General features: G+C 37.0%; 18 protein-coding genes. 7 read left to right on the forward strand and 11 right to left on the reverse strand.

The window, feature by feature from the left end; translation table 11 throughout:
• Window position 1: 1 nt before the first annotated feature.
• Window positions 2-739 carry a response regulator transcription factor gene (locus tag BN3326_RS10270; protein WP_069999097.1) on the reverse strand — a complete coding sequence of 246 codons (738 nt, stop codon included), beginning with the start codon at window positions 737-739 and terminating at the stop codon, window positions 2-4.
• A 393-nt stretch (window positions 740-1,132) separates the two neighbouring features.
• On the opposite strand from BN3326_RS10270, the gene BN3326_RS10275 reads away from it, so the two are divergent.
• On the forward strand, window positions 1,133-2,113 hold the full coding sequence (locus BN3326_RS10275; RefSeq protein WP_069999098.1) for an ABC transporter substrate-binding protein: 981 nt from the start codon (window positions 1,133-1,135) through the stop codon (window positions 2,111-2,113).
• 142 nt (window positions 2,114-2,255) lie between these two features.
• Here the strand turns inward: BN3326_RS10275 and BN3326_RS10280 are convergent, their stop codons facing one another.
• The 5 genes from BN3326_RS10280 to BN3326_RS10300 all read right to left on the reverse strand — a co-directional run bounded on the left by BN3326_RS10280 (window position 2,256) and on the right by BN3326_RS10300 (window position 6,904).
• Window positions 2,256-2,588: a cupin domain-containing protein gene (locus BN3326_RS10280; protein ID WP_069999099.1), complete on the reverse strand. Its 333-nt coding sequence runs from the start codon at window positions 2,586-2,588 to the stop codon at window positions 2,256-2,258.
• A gap of 29 nt (window positions 2,589-2,617) precedes the next feature.
• Window positions 2,618-4,108 carry a tripartite tricarboxylate transporter permease gene (locus BN3326_RS10285; protein ID WP_069999100.1) on the reverse strand — a complete coding sequence of 497 codons (1,491 nt, stop codon included), beginning with the start codon at window positions 4,106-4,108 and terminating at the stop codon, window positions 2,618-2,620.
• A 10-nt stretch (window positions 4,109-4,118) separates the two neighbouring features.
• Window positions 4,119-4,571, reverse strand: coding sequence for a tripartite tricarboxylate transporter TctB family protein (locus BN3326_RS10290; RefSeq protein ID WP_171903813.1), 453 nt, complete (start codon window positions 4,569-4,571; stop codon window positions 4,119-4,121).
• Window positions 4,572-4,614: 43 nt separating this feature from the next.
• Window positions 4,615-5,703 carry a tripartite tricarboxylate transporter substrate binding protein gene (locus BN3326_RS10295; protein ID WP_069999102.1) on the reverse strand — a complete coding sequence of 363 codons (1,089 nt, stop codon included), beginning with the start codon at window positions 5,701-5,703 and terminating at the stop codon, window positions 4,615-4,617.
• A 64-nt stretch (window positions 5,704-5,767) separates the two neighbouring features.
• Complete coding sequence (locus tag BN3326_RS10300; protein WP_069999103.1) at window positions 5,768-6,904, reverse strand: enolase C-terminal domain-like protein; 1,137 nt, start codon at window positions 6,902-6,904, stop codon at window positions 5,768-5,770.
• Between the two features lie 257 nt (window positions 6,905-7,161).
• Here BN3326_RS10300 and BN3326_RS10305 point away from each other — a divergent pair, with 257 nt between their 5' ends.
• From BN3326_RS10305 to BN3326_RS10325, 5 genes are all read left to right on the forward strand, one after another.
• Window positions 7,162-9,087: a sigma 54-interacting transcriptional regulator gene (locus BN3326_RS10305; protein ID WP_069999104.1), complete on the forward strand. Its 1,926-nt coding sequence runs from the start codon at window positions 7,162-7,164 to the stop codon at window positions 9,085-9,087.
• Window positions 9,088-9,204: 117 nt separating this feature from the next.
• On the forward strand, window positions 9,205-9,642 hold the full coding sequence (locus tag BN3326_RS10310) for a LytTR family DNA-binding domain-containing protein (RefSeq protein WP_069999105.1): 438 nt from the start codon (window positions 9,205-9,207) through the stop codon (window positions 9,640-9,642).
• An 11-nt stretch (window positions 9,643-9,653) separates the two neighbouring features.
• Window positions 9,654-10,067, forward strand: a complete 414-nt coding sequence (locus BN3326_RS10315) for a DUF3021 family protein (RefSeq protein WP_069999106.1) — start codon at window positions 9,654-9,656, stop codon at window positions 10,065-10,067.
• Window positions 10,068-10,322: 255 nt separating this feature from the next.
• On the forward strand, window positions 10,323-11,231 hold the full coding sequence (locus tag BN3326_RS10320; RefSeq protein WP_069999107.1) for an ABC transporter ATP-binding protein: 909 nt from the start codon (window positions 10,323-10,325) through the stop codon (window positions 11,229-11,231).
• On the forward strand, window positions 11,231-12,085 hold the full coding sequence (locus tag BN3326_RS10325; RefSeq protein ID WP_069999108.1) for an ABC transporter permease: 855 nt from the start codon (window positions 11,231-11,233) through the stop codon (window positions 12,083-12,085). The genes BN3326_RS10320 and BN3326_RS10325 overlap by 1 nt, the downstream gene beginning before the upstream one ends.
• Window positions 12,086-12,239: 154 nt before the next feature.
• Here the strand turns inward: BN3326_RS10325 and BN3326_RS10330 are convergent, their stop codons facing one another.
• From BN3326_RS10330 to BN3326_RS10350, 5 genes are all read right to left on the reverse strand, one after another.
• Window positions 12,240-12,590 carry a DUF2200 domain-containing protein gene (locus tag BN3326_RS10330; RefSeq protein WP_069999109.1) on the reverse strand — a complete coding sequence of 117 codons (351 nt, stop codon included), beginning with the start codon at window positions 12,588-12,590 and terminating at the stop codon, window positions 12,240-12,242.
• A gap of 54 nt (window positions 12,591-12,644) precedes the next feature.
• Entirely contained in the window at window positions 12,645-14,576 is a 1,932-nt protein-coding gene (locus BN3326_RS10335) for a sensor histidine kinase (protein WP_069999110.1), read from the reverse strand.
• The gene (locus BN3326_RS10340) at window positions 14,573-15,253 is read right to left on the reverse strand and encodes a response regulator transcription factor (RefSeq protein ID WP_069999111.1); all 681 of its coding nucleotides are present in this window, start codon (window positions 15,251-15,253) and stop codon (window positions 14,573-14,575) included. Before BN3326_RS10340 ends, BN3326_RS10335 begins: the two co-directional genes overlap by 4 nt.
• Before the next feature lie 81 nt (window positions 15,254-15,334).
• Window positions 15,335-16,051 (reverse strand): hypothetical protein, encoded by a 717-nt coding sequence (locus tag BN3326_RS10345; RefSeq protein ID WP_069999112.1) that lies wholly within the window; start codon window positions 16,049-16,051, stop codon window positions 15,335-15,337.
• 167 nt (window positions 16,052-16,218) lie between these two features.
• On the reverse strand, window positions 16,219-16,764 hold the full coding sequence (locus tag BN3326_RS10350) for a TetR/AcrR family transcriptional regulator (RefSeq protein ID WP_069999113.1): 546 nt from the start codon (window positions 16,762-16,764) through the stop codon (window positions 16,219-16,221).
• A gap of 142 nt (window positions 16,765-16,906) precedes the next feature.
• Between BN3326_RS10350 and BN3326_RS10355 the strand changes: the two genes are divergently transcribed.
• Entirely contained in the window at window positions 16,907-17,542 is a 636-nt protein-coding gene (locus BN3326_RS10355) for a GNAT family N-acetyltransferase (RefSeq protein WP_069999114.1), read from the forward strand.
• The last annotated feature ends 52 nt before the right edge of the window (window positions 17,543-17,594 follow it).

Below are 17,594 nucleotides of genomic sequence, written 5' to 3' on the forward strand. Positions count from 1 at the left end.
TTTATTTCTTCTCCTTCCCTTGACCATTTCTATATTCCATAGGACTTATATTAAAATACGTTTTAAAGGCTCTTGAGAAGTTTTTAGGATTATCATATCCCACATAGAAGGCTATTTCATAACTCTTATAGCTAGGATCCATCAAAAGTTCGCACGCTTTTTCCATTCTTATTTTATTGAGCTTTTCTAAAAACCCATACCCTGATTTTTCCTTATAGATCTTTGACAGATAGTTGGGGCTTAACCCAACTATCTCTGCCGCGCCTTCCAATGAGGCTTTTTGATAATTGTTTGAAAGGTATTTATTGACACGTTTAATAATCTCTTTATAATAAGTTTGAGGTTCATCATGTATAACTTGGTTTACCTCGTCTAATTTTATTTTTATTTTTTCAAAACAAGCTATAAGTTCATCATAGCGAATGGGTTTTAACAAATAGTCACTGATTCCAAAGTGAATAGCAGCCCGCATATATTCATAGTCCTTATAACTGCTGAATAAAACAACTTTAATTTTTGGAAATCTCATAAGCTCTTTAGTCAGGTCAATACCGTTCATGACGGGCATTGAAATGTCCGTCATGACTACATCTACTGCGTTCTTTTCCACATAAGCTAATGCGCCAATAGCATCTGTAAATCGTGCAACTACTTTAAACCCAATATTATTCCATGGAAATAATTCTGAGATTCCATCTAAAATTTTCTCTTCATCGTCTACAATAACTAATCGATACACACTTCCACTCCTTTTTGCATCCCCTATATTAAATATGCGAATTTAATGTTTTCTAAAGTAAGTATTTTTAGTTTATTACAAACTATTATATCATATATAAACTTTTTAAAATGAGGCAATACTCATTATGCGTAAAAATGAATAATTTTCATAAATATAATACCTTTTTAGATTAGAAAGCACTATTTAAAACAATAATTATATAATTACATTTTGGGATAGAAGCCCGATATCTAGAGATAATAAAGTTAAAAGACCTTGAGTAACTTTCAAGAAAGTGTGCCAAAAAGCCTACACTTGCACGATAGGAAAACTTGCCCCTTGCATGTAATATGATGTTTCCTATTTCATAAAATTTAGAATAGTACTTCTACCCACGAAAGGATAATAAGTATGCAGAAACGATTACTAGCACATATATGCGTATCATTCCTCCTGATCTTTTCTATAAATGCTGCACCCAAAATAACCTATGCAGGTGAATTAATAAATCCTATATCATCAAAATACATTCCCATCATTGTTCAAAGGGAGTCCCCTTACTGGGAAGCTATCAGAGCTGGCGCTGAGAAAGCTGCTAAGGATTATGATGTAAACATTCTCATAGAGGCTCCAAAGTCACCGCCCCCAACAGCACTTAATGAACAGCTGAATTTATTTAGAAACGCCTTAGCTACAATGCCTCCGGCAGTTATTTTATCAGCACTTGATACAGAAGCTTTTACGCCCTATTTAGAGCAGGCTCAAGAGCAAAACATCCCTGTTATTGCACTTGATTCAAATGTTGATAGTCCAATAATAAGGATATCTGTTGCAACAGATAACTATAAGGCTGGAGAACTAGCCGCCCACAGACTGGCAGAACTTGTAGGCGGAAAAGGCAAAGTAGGAATTCTTACCCATCGCACCGGAATAACAAGTGCTTTAAATAGGCGGAGTGGCTTTGTCATTACACTTGTAGAAAAATATCCTGACATAGAAATACTTCCCATTCAATATGGCATAGGAACTACCGAAAGCCTCATAGAAGGCGCAAAAACACTTTTAATGGAAAACCCAGATATTAAGGGTATATTTGGTACGAATAGAGATGCAACTGAGGTGATCATTAATACTGCTAAAGAACTCGGCAAAATAGATAGTCTCAAAATCATAGGTTTTGATGCAAGTAAAATGATTTCTGAGGCTATTAGAAAAGGCATTGTCTCTGGAGCTATCGCACAAGACCCCGTAAATATGGGATATAAAGCTGTTGAATCAGCTATTAAAGCGTCCGCAGGCGAAGATCTTCCGGTATTTATAAATACCGGCTTCTTTTGGTACGATAGTTCCAACATCGACGATCCCAGGATTAAAGTGCTTCTTTATGAATAAAGTCTCTTCGCCGAAGTATAAAATTCAGGGCCTTTATACTTTACTTCAACCATCTTGACTAAACAGTTTATGAAAAAACTATAAAAAAACCTAGGATGTATTGTTTTTAACATCCTAGGTTTAGTTTCAACTATTTTAAAATTTATATAAAATCCTCACGCATAGGGGTGAATATATCCAACAGCACACCTTTTTTCAGGCATTTGCAGCCATGCTCCACCTCATCCATTTTGAGCATTGTATCTCCTTGTTTTACAATCTTCTTTTCGCCTTCAATTTCAAACTCAAATTCACCGCTGACTACATAAGTAATCTGTGTGTGGGGGTGATGATGAAGACTTCCTACCGCCCCTTCTTCAAATGCATTCTTGACACACATCAAATCTTTATTGTATGCCAGAACTCTTCTTACAACGCCACTAGCTGCCTCACAAGGTGCTGTTTCATTGTGGAATACCCATCTTTTGTTTAACATTTTGTTACACTCCTTTCATCTCTTCTTTATTATACCGCACATTTTTTCTTAAAAGCATGTTTTTTAAACATCGGCCAAAAAATACTCATAACAGCGATTAGTAAAAAGATTAAAGATACGGGTCTTGTAAAAAATGTCATGTAGTTTCCATCTGCATAACTTACGCCTTTTCTAAAATAAGCTTCTAAGTTTTGGCTAAGGATGAATGCTAAAATGAAAGGACTAGTAGGCAGCTTGCCCAGCGCCATAATAACCCCCAGCACACTGCATCCAAGCATAACATAAATACTAAAAATACTATTAGCCGTACCATATGCACCAATGAACGCTACAATTAAAATAGCACTGTATAGAAAATGATAAGGTATCTTCAAAATGAGAGGAAACCATCTTTTTGTCAAAAGCTGCATGATAAGTACAATAATAGCACTTACCAAAACGCCTGAAAAGACCAAATAAGATATCTGCGGATTAGATGTGATCATAAGTGGCCCTGGCTGAAGGCCATGGATCATCAGTCCAGTAAGCAGCATGGCTGTAATACTGTCTCCCGGAATCCCAAGCGCCATCATCGGTATAATCGCGCCACCGATTGATGCATTGTTAGATGTCTCAGATGCCCATATACCTCCTGGATGCCCTTTACCAAATTCCTCTGGATGCTTACTGCTTGATTTTGCATGAGCATAGGCAATCATATTCGAAACCCCTGATCCCATTCCTGGCAAAAACCCTACCCATAAACCTATTAAAAAGGTGCGGATGATCGTTCCAATATTCTGTGTAATATCTGTAATGTTGATACCTAGCCCACGGATATTAGTTTCTTTAACTTCTGGGAGTTGTTGATTACCTTTTGCATAGTTTGTGGCAATTTGACGGCACGCAAATACCCCAAGTGTAATGGCAATAACACTGATCCCGTTATCCAAACTATGGTTTCCAAATGTAAAACGCAGCACGCCTGAAACTTTATCCATTCCGACTGTACCTAACATCAGCCCCATAGCCGTGGCTAAAAGACATTTGAACATGCTGCCTTCAGATAATGCCGCTACCAGTGTGATTGCAGCAAAACACAAACTCGCATATTCCCATGGACCCAGTTTTAAGGCAAAATCAGCAATGACAGGACTTAAAAAAGTTGCAATTAAAATGGATAAAAAAGTACCTATAAAAGAAGCCAAAATACCGATTGTAAGTGCCCTGGTCGCCTCCCCCCTCTTCGTCATAGGAAAGGCGTCGAAGGTTGTTGCAATAGAAGATGAACTTCCTGGGATACCGATTAATGTCGCGCCAATAAAAGACCCTGATACACCACTTACATACATAGCTATCAGCATAACAAAACTCGTGATTGTATCCATACCTATAGTGATAGGAAGCAGCAGTGAAATACCGATTGCCGCACTAAGCCCCGGAATGGCACCAAAGATAATGCCTACTACAGATGTTCCTATAATCAAAAGTAAATTAATAGGCTGAAGAATAAGTAATAAACTCGATAAGTAAACGTCCATGATACACCTCCTAAAATTTACCTTGTGGCAGCATAACCCCAAAACCTTTTGCAAACATCAAATAAAGCCCCGCTGTAATAACAATGGATAGTATGATATTTTCAGTTAAAGAGACCTTTTTCTCGCCACTAAGCATATTGATAAGAACAAAGGCCATAAACGGCGTCGCCCATAAGAACCCGATATAGGTGAGTGCAATAGCATAAGCAATGAGTACACCAAAAGCAATCCCCATCCTTTTCCATCCATCTTTGGTTAAGTACGCCTTTTCTTCTTTATTTTTTATTTCCGATTCTACTATCATGCCGATACCGCAGATGACCATCAGTGCTTCTGCCAAGTACGGCAGAAGGCGAGGTCCTGGATCTACAATATTATCTGGAACTTTAATGGATCCTGTATGATAGAAGAAAAATATAGCAGCTAAAATAGCACCTATTCCGACTAGCCTGTCCTTTTTCACTGTTATTCTCCTCATTAACTGTATTTTTGAATGTTATTTAACCTTATTCTGTAACGTTATAAATCTCAAGCGCTTTTGCTACATCTGTTAACGTGTTAAGTTCATCTTCAAGTATCGCTTTTGACTCTTCTAGCCCATACCATTCAGGAACTTGTCCCATTTCTATCATTCCCTTAACATAAGCGGATCCTTTATCTGTAATACCTTTTAAAGACTCACTGATTGCCTTAACCTGTTCTTCATCCATACCAGCTGGCCCTATTACATAATAGTTTGTCACGGCATAAACATTTTCATATCCCATTTCTTGAATTGTACGATAGTTTTCAGGTGCACTTGGGTCAAAGTCTGCAATCTTAGCCCCATTTGCGCCAACAGTAGCTATAACTTTCAGCTTACCTGCTTTTTCATACTCTAAACCGTTTGATAAAGAAATACTTCCAATATCTATAAAACCACCTGCAAGGTTAGTTAATCTGTCTGTTTCTGCTGATGCCTCAACATAGTTGAACTTAATACCTAATTTATTTTCAAGGGTTCCCATTAAAAATTGAGTGGTTCCATTAGGAGAGATTCCAGCTTTTACTTTTCCTGGGTTTGCCTTTATGTACTCTAAAAACTCTTCAAAAGTATCATAAGGTGCATCTGATGGAACTGCAAGCGCTCTAAGTCCATTGTTTCCAATATTAGCTATGAGTGTCACATCCTCAAGCGGGTGAATATCAGTGGCACCAGTAACATATTGTGTTACTAATGCGGAGTGAGCCATTGCAAGATTTAGACCATCTGCTTTCTTACCAATAAGACTCTTAAAGCTTGCAACTGTCGTATCATAATTTTCTGGTTGGAATTTAACGCCAGTTAGTTCATTCCAGCTTTGCGTTAAATATCTAGTTGTCAAATCAGAACCACCGCCTGGTGTACCAGGTATTAAAATGGCAACTGACTTATCTGTCCATTTTAAGCTGTCACTTGCTGTTGTTGTTTCCTGAGTTGTTGTATTTGTGTCCGTTGCTACACTTGCCCCCGCTTCAGATGGATTAGATGTACTGCTTTTAGCACAGCCACCAACCACTGCCCCTATCATACTAGCAACTAATAAACACCCTAATACCTTTGTCATCTTTTTCATTTTTTCATTCTCCTTCTCATTTTATTAGATCTTAAATTAAATCTCAGTATTTTGAAGCAATCTATTATTTATCTTCTACATAGAAAATCTGTTTACTTTCAAGTAACCCCTCCTTTTCCAGCTTTTCTATATTCATTCTCTGCGGATTGCCACTTATATCTGTCTGACAATAGAATCTGCCATTTCTCTCTTCTGGCTGATAAAGTGTATATTCTCCAACTGGTTTACTGATTGGCTCGTGATACTCAACAGGTTCATTTTCATTATATAAACAACCAAAAATAGCATTGAGATAAATTCTGCCGCCTGAAGAAAATCTCACATTATTTTCACGGGCTATATCCCTGATACGGACAAGATCATCCATTCTTGTCATTCTGCCTACAGAAGGCTGCAAATGATCTACGCCTTTCTCAATATAAGTTTCGTAGGCATAAAAAATCCTCATAGACTCACCAAATGCAATAGGAACTGAAATCCCCATATCTTTCAGGCGTCTAATGCCATTCATATCATGGGCATGAATAGGTTCTTCAAACCAAGCTAGATGATACGGCTTTACGAGTTCTGAGAATTTGAATGCAGTTTCTACATCCCATTTTTGGTTTGCATCCACGGCAATGTTGATAGTGTTTCCTACTGCCTTTCTGACTTTCTCCACTCGCCTTAGGTCTCGCTCCATATCATCGCTGCCTACTTTAAATTTGACCGTTGTATAGCCTTCTTCTACATATCTTGTCATGTCTTCTATCAGTTCATTATCTTCGAGTAGGATAGAACCTCCGCCTTTATAAGCAGATGCCCAATCCTTTGTTGCACCCATAAATCTATGTAAAGGCTGTCCCGCTCTCTGAGCCAGGATATCTAACATCATCAAATCCAGCATCCCTACCTGTACAGCTTGCCCACTCTGGAACCCGCTGTTTCTAGTTTTCCAATATAAAGTCTCTCGCCATTCATTGTAACTTTTCTTTTCTCCATTTAGAATTAAGGGAAGAATATCCTTTACAAATCCCCTCCCTACAGAAAGATGCGCACAAGCTCCCTCGTCATCATAGAGTTCAATACATCCTTGCTCCGGAGCGAACTTCCCCATGCCGCCAGTACCGTCCTTAAAAGGCCTTGGCAGTGGAATCGGTCTAAAGTTATAGTATACCGCCTTTGTAAAACGAATTTTTTCTTTATAATCAAATGAAAACATCTTTTGCCTCCTAAAAGCTTATCGTTAGCCCTATTATAGGTAATTCTCATTACAGCATCAATCTGTATAGTCCACAAAATATGCATTGCTTTTTATGCAAACCTCCCCTTTATTTCAATTTGAATTTTTTCTATTTCATTCAACTATTTTTCATTTCAAACTCATTTCATTTTGAAACACACTCATAGCAAGTATTCTTATATTATGCTATACTAATTAAAAATAATTTGTATAAGTTCGTTTTACAGGAGGAAAAAATGTCAGGTATTGCATTATTTGTCCCAGATCAAGATATGTATGCACAAGCTGAAAACCTTATTAAAAATCTCAAAAACAATCATATCTCATTACTTAAGTTAATACACACAGAAGATGCGACGACCGAGGCCCGAAACGCGATTGTCGATGGCATCAATATTATCATCGCAAGAGGCCGCCAGGCAGTTGAAATAAAAAATAATACCAATGTAACCGTAACAAATATTATCGTAACCGCCCAAGAACTGGGCCTTTTAATTATGAAAGCCAAAAGCCTTATTAATAAAGATCACATCACGATCGGCCTTTTTGGCTGGGGGGATATGTTCTGCGATACAACCTATTTTGAACAGTTATATAATATTACCTTAAAGCGTTATATCCTGAGCGACAATGAAGAATGGCGAAATATTATTTTAAAGTCCACAGGTGACCAACTCGACGTCATCATCGGTGGGAAATCAGTTCTTGAATGCGCGAGTCAAATCGGCATTCCTGGTATTTATCTTGCCGGTACTGGTGAATCTTTAGAAGTAGCTATCCGCAGCGCAGAATCTCTCTACCATATGGCTGAGATCGAAAAGCATAACTATGCTCAGTTTTCTACTGTATTAGACAGTTCCTCTAATGGCATTATTAAATTAAGTGCCAGTGGCAAGCTGCTTATTATGAATAGGATTATGGAAGGGATTATTGGTCAAGACGCCAAGCAATTGATTGGCATGTCTGTAGGTCAACTTTTTACCGAAATCAGTTATGATAAAATTGTTGATGTGCTAGACGGCACTTCGGATAACTTTTCAACGCTCCTAACCTACCACGGCCAAGAACTGGTACTCATCGTAGAGCCTATTGTTGTTGAAAAAAAAATCGAAGGGGCTATTATGTCCTTTAACCGTCTGCGAAGACTTAATGTGGCTGATAAAGAAACCATGTCAAAACAATTTTTAAATGGCTACGTCGCTCATGCAACTTTTGATGATATCAGCAAAAATATGAAAGGACTGCGCCATGTCATTGAACGTGCAAAGCTCTACGCCCTGTCTTCCAGCCCTATGCTCGTCGAAGCCCTTTCTGGCCCCGAACTTGATATCATCACCCAAGGCATTCATAATTATGGCATGCGAAAAAACGGCCCCTTTATTATGATTAACATGGCCGGAATGACGGAAGATCAGCAAATCAAAGCGCTATTTGGTAATACTGAGACAAAAGAAAGCGGTGCGCTCCTTAATGCCGACCATGGAACGCTGGTGATCCAAAGCATTGACAAACTCAGTCTGCCCATCCAATATAACTTCATTAAAGCCCTTCGCACCAGACGGCTTGCACCAGATAACAATCCCTCCAGCTTCAAAGTATTTGACACCCGCATTATTGCCTGTACTGCCAAAAATCTGATGGAGCTTCGTAAAAACTTCCTATTCCGCTCTGATTTGTACTTTACTTTAAACTCACTCCGCTTAAGAATCTCCAACTTAAAGGACCGCCCGGAAGATGTTGCCTATCTCTTAACCACTTACATCAAACAGTACATGCAGCAGTACGCAAGATACCACGTCTTATCTGCTAGGGCCAAGAAAATTCTTCTCGAATATCCTTGGGAAGGAAACAGCATCCAGCTGCAATCCTTTTGTGAACGGATGATCCTTACCGCACAAAGTAGGAATATTACAGAAGAATATGTTCACTCGCTGCTCACTGAACTTTACCATAGCAGTTCCAGCATTTATGAGGAGCCCACAGTTGCAAAAACAAAAGAGGAGGAGTTGGCAGAAAAACGTGTAGACCCTATGTATGAACTCATTTATAAAACGCTCAAAAAATACAACGGCAGTCGCAAACTGGTTGCCAAAGAACTCCAAATCAGCACTACTACCTTGTGGCGAAAGATGAAAAAATATGGATTGACTGATATTTATTAAATGAGTTGTTAAGTTTAGATCTTACTTACGATTTTAGTCACCTTATCATGAATAGCATTGAAAAAGCTATTGGTTATGTTAAAATAATATTATCTATTTTACTGGAAGGAGAACAGTATGAAACTACTTGTTGAACAGTCATTAGATTGCAAGGAAACCGAAATTAAAATCACTTGTGGTCTGATGGATGAACGTTTAAAACGTCTTATAGAGCAAATCCGTCTGTTCTCTTTTTCTGTTAGAGCTGAAAAGGACGGCATGACAATTCCAATCCCATTGGAGGATATTTACTATTTTGACACCGTTGATAATAAGACATTTCTGTATATTGAGAAAGACGTGTACCGCTGTGATAAAAAACTATACGAACTTGAAATGCAGCTAGCAGATACACCGTTCATACGCATTAGTAAAAGCTGTGTTTTAAATACCTCTGTAGTACTCTCAATAAGAGCACACTTAAGCGGACGCCTAGAAGCCACCTTAAAAAACGGTGAGAAAGTCATCATATCCAAACACTACATAAAAGGCTTTCGAGATAAATTTGAGGAGTAGGAGGAAATGCAATGAAAAAAATATTGGTAATAACCTGTACCAGCTTTACTGCAATCGTATTGCTTTTTGCTTTATTCTCAACCTTTGATATGGTCCCGGAGTTGTCAAAAAGCATTATACTACAGCTGTTCGCTATGGCATCGTCAATTTCTGTACTAATGTTTATCAGCGACAAAATCGCACATAAATTAGATATTAACTCAATTGTCATTGATGCACTGATACGCGTGTTGATTTGCTATTTTGTTGTTTTTACAGAAGGCAGCTTATTTGGAATGTTCCCATTTGAATGGAAAGCCTTTGCATACATTAGCCCAGTTCTTATTCCAACATTTATCGCAACCTATGCTATTTACTATTTCACCCTTGTTGACTATGCCAATGAAATCAACGAACGTATAAAAAAGAAAAAAAACTATTTTTAAGCCGACGACATCAATGTTCGCCGGCTTTTTATTTTGCATTTTTATCATCATACTCTTCTATAAAGTCATCTTACTTTTGCTCTTATTGCAATGATAACTCTAGCTGATATGATAATGATATAGAGAAACACTCTATAAACTTGAATTATTCATCATCATAGAGTTGTTTCTCGCAATGATTACACATCTCTACGATTATGAATAACTAAAACTTAGGGATATGAAATCTATAGATACAAGAAAGGAGCATTTGAGATGTCACATATTATTAAAATTGAAAAACTGAAAAAGGCATATGGGGAGATTGAAGCCGTCAAAGAAATAGACTTTTATGTTGAAACGGGAAAACTATTTGCATTTCTCGGCCCTAATGGTGCTGGTAAATCAACAACAATTGATATTCTTTGTACTTTGCTAAAGCCAAGTGGGGGGCAAGTCATAATCGATGGCCATATTCTCGGTAAGGAGGATGATGCTATCAGAAATAAAATTGGCGTTGTGTTTCAAAACAGTGTACTTGATCCGCTTCTTAGCGTCAGAGAAAATCTCATTACACGGGCACATTTTTATGGGATGAACAAACAAGAAATTAAGGATGCCGTGCGCAGCGCTGCACTTGCAGCAGATGTTATCAGCTTTATTGACCGTCCCTATGGAAAATTATCAGGTGGACAACGACGTCGGGCTGATATAGCCCGTGCACTTATAAATACGCCCAAGATTTTATTTTTGGATGAACCTACGACAGGACTTGACCCTAAAACCAAAGAAAGCGTATGGCAAACGATATTTGAACTGCAGAAGAAAACAGGTATGACTATCTTTCTCACTACTCATTATATGGAAGAAGCAGCCACAGCGGATTACATCATCATTATTGATCATGGAAAAATCGTTGCAAAAGGTACCCCCTATGATTTGCAGGAACAGTACAGTTCTGATAGTCTGCGCATCAAGCCTAACAATAGAGATGCCCTTATACAATTGCTAACAAGCGCGCAGATGCCGTATATCGAGAAAAACGGCCTTATCCAATCCAATATTTTGAGTACAGTTTCCACTATCCCTTTCTTGGCAAAAGCAGCGCAGTTTATAGACAGTTTTGAAGTGATTCATGGTTCAATGGAGGATGTGTTTCTCAACATTACAGGAGGTGAAAAGTGATGCTCAATCTTGCGCAGCGTAATTTGAAAATATTTTTTCGTCAGAAAAGCACTGTGTTTTTCTCACTCTTAGGTATATTCGTTATTATAGGTCTATATGTTCTATTCTTAGGAAATGTTTGGATAGATTATATCCCCGAGAGTCTTCCTGAGGCCAGAAACCTTATGAACAATTGGATTATTGCAGGTATTGTTTCGGTGGCTTCTATTACAACAGCAATGGGGGCATTTGGAACAATGATTGAGGATAAAGTTCAAAAAACAAGCAAAGACTTCTATTCATCTCCCATTAAACGATCTCAGATCGTTGGCGGCTACATCTTAAGCGCATTGATCATCGGTTTCATCATATGCCTCATCACCTTTATTCTCGGTGAAACCTATATTATGATTAGCGGTGGGACTCCGTTGTCTTTTATTTCACTCGTTACTCTTTTAGGCATAATGTTCCTATCCGTTTTATCATCAAGCTGCCTTGTGTTTTTTATCGTCAGCTTCTTTGAAAGCACAAGTGCATTTGCAACAGCAAGCACAATTTTAGGAACACTTGTAGGCTTTTTAACCGGTATCTATCTGCCAATAGGTACTCTGCCTCAATCCGTACAATGGGTAATCAAGCTTTTCCCTGTATCTCATGCTGGTGCATTAATGCGTCAAGTCATGTTAAAAGAACCTATTGCTACCAGTTTTTTAGGCGTACCCGAAAACTATATTACGGCATTTAAAGAAATGATGGGGGTTACCTATACCTATGGCGACTATACTGCTACAGCTCTAGTACATATCCTTGTACTGATTGGTACGGCAGCTATTTTTTTCACCCTTGCCTTATGGAATATTTCACGCAAAAATTAAAATCCTATTTTCCTTTAATTATGATAAAAGCCTATCTTATCTGGTAATTTTATTTTACCAACGACAGATAGGCTTTATTAGATGTTATGATTGATATTAGCATAAAAGTTGGAAATCGTATTATATTGAATCAGTGCTTTTTAATTATTAGTGCCTATTTTCGTAAAATCTTCTCCATTGCTTTTCCCTTTGCTAACTCATCAATAAGCTTATCCAAATAGCGAATTTCCTTCATCGTCGGTTCTTCGATGTCTTCCACCCGAACACCGCAGACTACACCTTTTATTAAAGTCCGGGAAGGATTTAGCTTTGGTGCCTTCGCAAAGAAAGTCTCAAAGTCTGTCTGGTTTTCCAGCTGTGCTTCTAGCTCTTCCTGACTATAGCCGCTCAGCCAACAGATGATTTCATCGACTTCTGTTTTCGTACGTCCTTTTTTCTCTGCCTTCGTGACATAATGGGGATAAACCTTGGCGATACTCATTGTATAGATATGATGTTTGCTCATAATATATCCTCTCTTGTGTAGTTTTCTTTATTATATCAAGTGTAATAGTCGGGTTCAAACAAAAGCTGAAACCGCCTCGTTAACTGATCTTAGGGTAAAATAAAACATAACACCATGGTCTGTATTCCTTGCACCATAATTACTATCATGCAACTCCAGAATGTTCTTTACAATAGATAACCCCAGGCCTGTTCCTCCTGAGCTTCGGTTTCTTGATTCCTCTACCCGGTAAAACCTATCCCATATGTGATGCAGCTTGTCTTCCTGTATCTTCTCCCCTTCATTTTCAATGGCTATACAGATTGCATCTTCACTTTCTTTTTTAATATCAATGTTAATGGCTCCTCCATTACCAACATGCCTTATAGCATTACTAATAATATTGGTAACTACCTGCTCTATTCTTTTCTTATCTGCCCTAACCATAAACTCTTCAGGACCATAAGTATGATTTACTTTAATGTCTTTTTCTTCTAGCTGTTGGATAAATCTACTCTCTATCACCTGTATCAACGAATCTATATGAAAGTTTTCTTCTATTAGCATATAGGCCTTGGACTCTAGCCTAGATAAATCTAACATATCTAATACAAGGGTATCCATTTTCTCTATCTCTTCCAATATGACATCTAAATAATGGTCTTTTTTTTCAACGGCTATTTCATCCTTAAGTCCCTCAGTAAAGCCTCGCATGATTCCCAATGGAGTCTTTAACTCATGGGAAACACTAGCGACAAATTCTCTTCTCATTTTTTCTAATATCCGCTCTTTTTCTATTTCCACCTTAAGTTTTTCATTTGTATTCTGTAGGTTTCTCATATTCTTATCAAGATTTGAAGCCAGCTTATTTATACTAGTCGCTAAGTTTCCAATTTCATCCTCAGATTGCACATCACATTCCACCGAGAAATCTAGTTCTGCCATTCTTATCGCAGCATTATTTATTTTTATCAAAGGATTTGCTATCAGCCTAGAGTAAATATAGGATAACCCCATTATAATTAAAATGGCAATTAAAAACCCATAAATATAATAATCCTTCATCACCCCAATTGCTTCTCCTACAGGCTGTAAAGAAGACATAGCAAAAACCATTTCCTGTAATCTTCCATTTTGAAAAATAGGCTTTATTATAACGATATTATCTATTCCGTTAATAGGACTTTTATATCTATACCTAATTATCTCTTCATTTTCTATCGAAAAATCATTTCCTTTTGAAGTCCAAAACCAGTCGTCCATTGCAGACCAAAACATATCCTGTCTATATTGCATCATAAAATCCTTAAGAACAGGAAAGTTTAATTCCACTACTTTCCCTTTAATTTCTTTCATATCAATTCGAACTAGGTCTTGTCCTTGTTGGCTTATACCAATCTCAAGATTAGTCGGTACTTCTTTTATTAACCTGACAGAGCTATTACTTGGAAGGGCTACTCTTTTGGCCGTATCTGTGCCTGAAGGCGTTGTGAGTCCTGCATTTTCCAGCCTTACTGCCTGTCTAAATGCTTGCCATGTAATTCCCTTTCCTTCTATACTAAAAGGATATATTGTATTGTTCACATCATTTAAATACACCCCTTCAATTACAATTGGAGTACCTATTGAAAGATTCAGCTCTTGCATCGCTTCAACTAACGCCATATTATTTAAAGGAACTGTCACCTTTTTATTGTCTTCTGTTTCTATAGTCAAATCAAAGGAATAAAGATATTTAGCCGCTGCATTTTCATTTAATATGGCAACTTGTGCATTGTTTTTATTTATGAAATCATTTATGTTTTTTGTTATTGTTTTTTGATCCCAATCTTCATTGTTATACTTTCTAGTAAATTCTTCTATATTTTTCTCTAGCTTATTTATCTTGCGATTGATATAAAATTTCTCAAAAAATAGGGATTGGCTAATGCCTACAATCAGTAAAAACAATATAAAAAATGCACTTGTTATTATAAAAAGCTTAAAGGTAATACCTTTCTTTCTCATTTATTCACCTCAAATTTATAGCCTACTCTATTTACAGTACTAATATGCTTAGCCTTATCCTTTAGCTTATATCTGAGTTTCTTAATGTGCGTATCAATAGTACGTAAATCCCCAAAGTAATCATAGCCCCAAACATGATTTAGAATATTTTCCCTAGTCAGCACCATTTCCTTATTTTCTAACATGTACACCAGTAGTTCAAACTCCTTTGGAGCAAGTTCCACCAGCTGATTTTCTAATTTTACAGTACGGGATAATTTATTGACTTCGATATCAGCACATAGAATTATTCCATTATCCTTTATCACATTTCCTTCAGCCCTTTTAAGAAGCATTTTAGATTTTGCAATTAACACCTTTGGACTAAAGGGCTTTGTCACATAATCGTCAGCTCCTAGCTCATAACCCATAAGTTTGTCATCTTCATCAGAACGCGCAGTAAGCATAATAATAGGAACCCCCGACGCCTTGCGAATCCTTTTACATACTGCCCATCCATCTATTTCTGGTATCATGATATCTAAAATGACCAAATGAATGTTATTAGACTCAAATAAATCTAAAGCCTCTCTTCCACTACTTGCTTCTAAGATTGTAAAGTCTTCACGTTTAAAATAATCCACTAATATTTCTCTCATTCTTTTTTCATCTTCTACCAATAGTAGATTTCTGTACACAAAACTACCTCCAAGCTATTAAAAAAATACCTACTTATTATTATATCATCTAAGTAGGTATTTAACTAAGTTTATGGTTTACTATTTTATGGCTTTAATTGCTGTTTTCGCCTCTATCATCGCAGATAATTGTATTGTGGTCCCATTAATTGTAATTTCATGGGGTAAGAACGTATCTTCGTTAACTGACATTGCTTGGGTTAACTGTCCCTGCCTTTCGCCAATTATTAGATCATCTCTTAGTAATACTTTTGTGCTTCTTAATTCTTCAAACTTACTTTCATCAAGGATTTCCGTATAGTCTATAGGTGCCGCTTCTCTAACCATTGTTTTTCCACCTTCTACCATTTCCTTGTCTATCGATAGCGCTTCATCTCCAGATATTTTTCTTATGTCTAAGCTAGGTGCCATACCATAATCCGCTTCCCCCATCTTAATAATAAGTGACTCACCTTCACTATCACTTCTCTGCAATTTGATAGCATTTCCTTTAGAAAGGTTCCTTCCTTTTATGGTAATTTTCTCTCCTGCTTGTACATTGAGTTTTTGATACTCTTCAAGATCTTGAAAGCCAAATAGTGGCACTGTATACTCTTTACTCTCAAGATCCTCTACCACTAATTCAAAATCCCTAACCTCTTTAATTCTCCCTTCTAAAACATTCAATTCAACCTCTTGTTTTGCTGCTATAAATTTAGCTGCCCCCGCCTGACGTACGGCTTCATTTGCAAAGATAGGTGTTGCTAAAACTACTGCCGATAAACTTAAAATCGTCGCTGTTGATAAAAATCTTCTCATATCGCTTCCTCCTCATATTTGTTTTGTTTACATTTTCAAGTTTAATCTATTGTTGTGTCCGTTCTGTGTACTTACATGGAACTTTTAATGAAAGGTTGCAAAGTTCATTCTGCTACTTGATACCGATAGTATTCATCCCCTTCATTGTACAAATGATTAAGTGAAAGTTAGCATGTTTCTAATTTTATCAGTACATGATGAAGCATTTCAGACACTGATTGATAAGGGGTTGTCATATCATCTTTCAACCATGCCTCCAAAACGCCAAAGACACCAGCTACACTAAATAAAACTTCAGCTACATCTAATTCAGTAATAACATTTGAATTATCTGATAGTAATTTTTGATGAAAAAAATGTTTTATTTTTTCCATTGTTCTTCCCCCATTATCTGTGCGGGCAAGAACAAGAAAAACTTTGCGATTGGATTCCATATATTGGGTGAGTGTTTCTGTGAACTTTAATATATTCATCGTATGATCACAGTGGAAAGAAGCACAGTATAACTCTCCAAGATTATCAATTAATTCGTTTTCAAGATGTTCCATTAATTCATAAACATCTTTATAATGCAGATAAAATGTTCCTCGTCCTAAATCAGCAAGTTTTGATATTTCAACGACACTGATTCGGTTAATGTTTTTTTGCTCTAGTAATTCTAAAAATGCTTTGCGGATGGCTCTTTTCGTTTTTACAGCTCTTCTATCTTCCATAGTGGCAACCTTTCCTAAACAATTTAACACTGAGTGTTCATCTATGAACATTCCTGTGCTAATTGCCGATTGAGACAATTATTATGACGAATTATAATATACACATGTTCAATAGTCAACATCTATATATGGAGGTAGAAAAATGATAACATACAGACCAGTAAGAGCGGAAGAATTAGAAGAAGTTACAGCATTGCTAACAGAATCCTTTTGTAATTACTCTTTTTTTGAAATGTACATGGATAATAAGGAAAAGCAATATAAATTTCTGCGTGCGATTCTAGAGGTAGGAATCAAAGCGACTTATACAAAATACATTATCATGGTAGGTGTTCAAAATAATAAAATCGTTTCTGTGGCTCAATTGAAAGCCCCTGATACCTCAAAGATCAGCTTAATGGATTACGTTTTAGCTGGTGGTATTAAAATACTATTAGCTGGGGGATTATCGAATACCTTTGGATTTCTAAAAATGCTAAAGGAAACCAGTTCTATATGTCATCATTTATCCGGTCGTGTATGGTATTTGGAGTTTTTTGCCGTTTCCGCCTCCTGCCAGGGGCAAGGTGTAGGGAGTAATATGCTTGAAAATTGTATTATACCTTATATACAAAAAAGTGGTGGAGGACTACTTACACTTATCACTAATTCAGAGCAAAATCGTGCATTTTACACAAAGAATGGGTTTGAAGAATTTCATGAAATGTTTATCCGTAGAAACGGCAAAGAAATTGGCAACTGGAGTTATCGTATGAAAATAGAGAAAATAACAACCTAATCCTTTAGCCCCACAAAAAACTTTACCTTACTATTTTCTTCGTATGTTGGTT

It is taken from the genome of Cellulosilyticum sp. I15G10I2, from assembly GCF_900095725.1.
Lineage (GTDB): Bacteria > Bacillota > Clostridia > Lachnospirales > Cellulosilyticaceae > FMMP01.

Excerpts from the sequence above, each read along its gene's own strand:
- BN3326_RS10275 (WP_069999098.1), top strand. The coding sequence starts at position 1,133 with ATGCAGAAACGATTACTAGCACATATATGCGTATCATTCCTCCTGATC.
- BN3326_RS10280 (WP_069999099.1), bottom strand. The coding sequence starts at position 2,588 with ATGTTAAACAAAAGATGGGTATTCCACAATGAAACAGCACCTTGTGAG.
- BN3326_RS10285 (WP_069999100.1), bottom strand. The coding sequence starts at position 4,108 with ATGGACGTTTACTTATCGAGTTTATTACTTATTCTTCAGCCTATTAAT.
- BN3326_RS10295 (WP_069999102.1), bottom strand. The coding sequence starts at position 5,703 with ATGAAAAAGATGACAAAGGTATTAGGGTGTTTATTAGTTGCTAGTATG.
- BN3326_RS10300 (WP_069999103.1), bottom strand. The coding sequence starts at position 6,904 with ATGTTTTCATTTGATTATAAAGAAAAAATTCGTTTTACAAAGGCGGTA.
- BN3326_RS10305 (WP_069999104.1), top strand. The coding sequence starts at position 7,162 with ATGTCAGGTATTGCATTATTTGTCCCAGATCAAGATATGTATGCACAA.
- BN3326_RS10310 (WP_069999105.1), top strand. The coding sequence starts at position 9,205 with ATGAAACTACTTGTTGAACAGTCATTAGATTGCAAGGAAACCGAAATT.
- BN3326_RS10315 (WP_069999106.1), top strand. The coding sequence starts at position 9,654 with ATGAAAAAAATATTGGTAATAACCTGTACCAGCTTTACTGCAATCGTA.
- BN3326_RS10320 (WP_069999107.1), top strand. The coding sequence starts at position 10,323 with ATGTCACATATTATTAAAATTGAAAAACTGAAAAAGGCATATGGGGAG.
- BN3326_RS10325 (WP_069999108.1), top strand. The coding sequence starts at position 11,231 with ATGCTCAATCTTGCGCAGCGTAATTTGAAAATATTTTTTCGTCAGAAA.
- BN3326_RS10330 (WP_069999109.1), bottom strand. The coding sequence starts at position 12,590 with ATGAGCAAACATCATATCTATACAATGAGTATCGCCAAGGTTTATCCC.
- BN3326_RS10335 (WP_069999110.1), bottom strand. The coding sequence starts at position 14,576 with ATGAGAAAGAAAGGTATTACCTTTAAGCTTTTTATAATAACAAGTGCA.
- BN3326_RS10345 (WP_069999112.1), bottom strand. The coding sequence starts at position 16,051 with ATGAGAAGATTTTTATCAACAGCGACGATTTTAAGTTTATCGGCAGTA.
- BN3326_RS10350 (WP_069999113.1), bottom strand. The coding sequence starts at position 16,764 with ATGGAAGATAGAAGAGCTGTAAAAACGAAAAGAGCCATCCGCAAAGCA.
- BN3326_RS10355 (WP_069999114.1), top strand. The coding sequence starts at position 16,907 with ATGATAACATACAGACCAGTAAGAGCGGAAGAATTAGAAGAAGTTACA.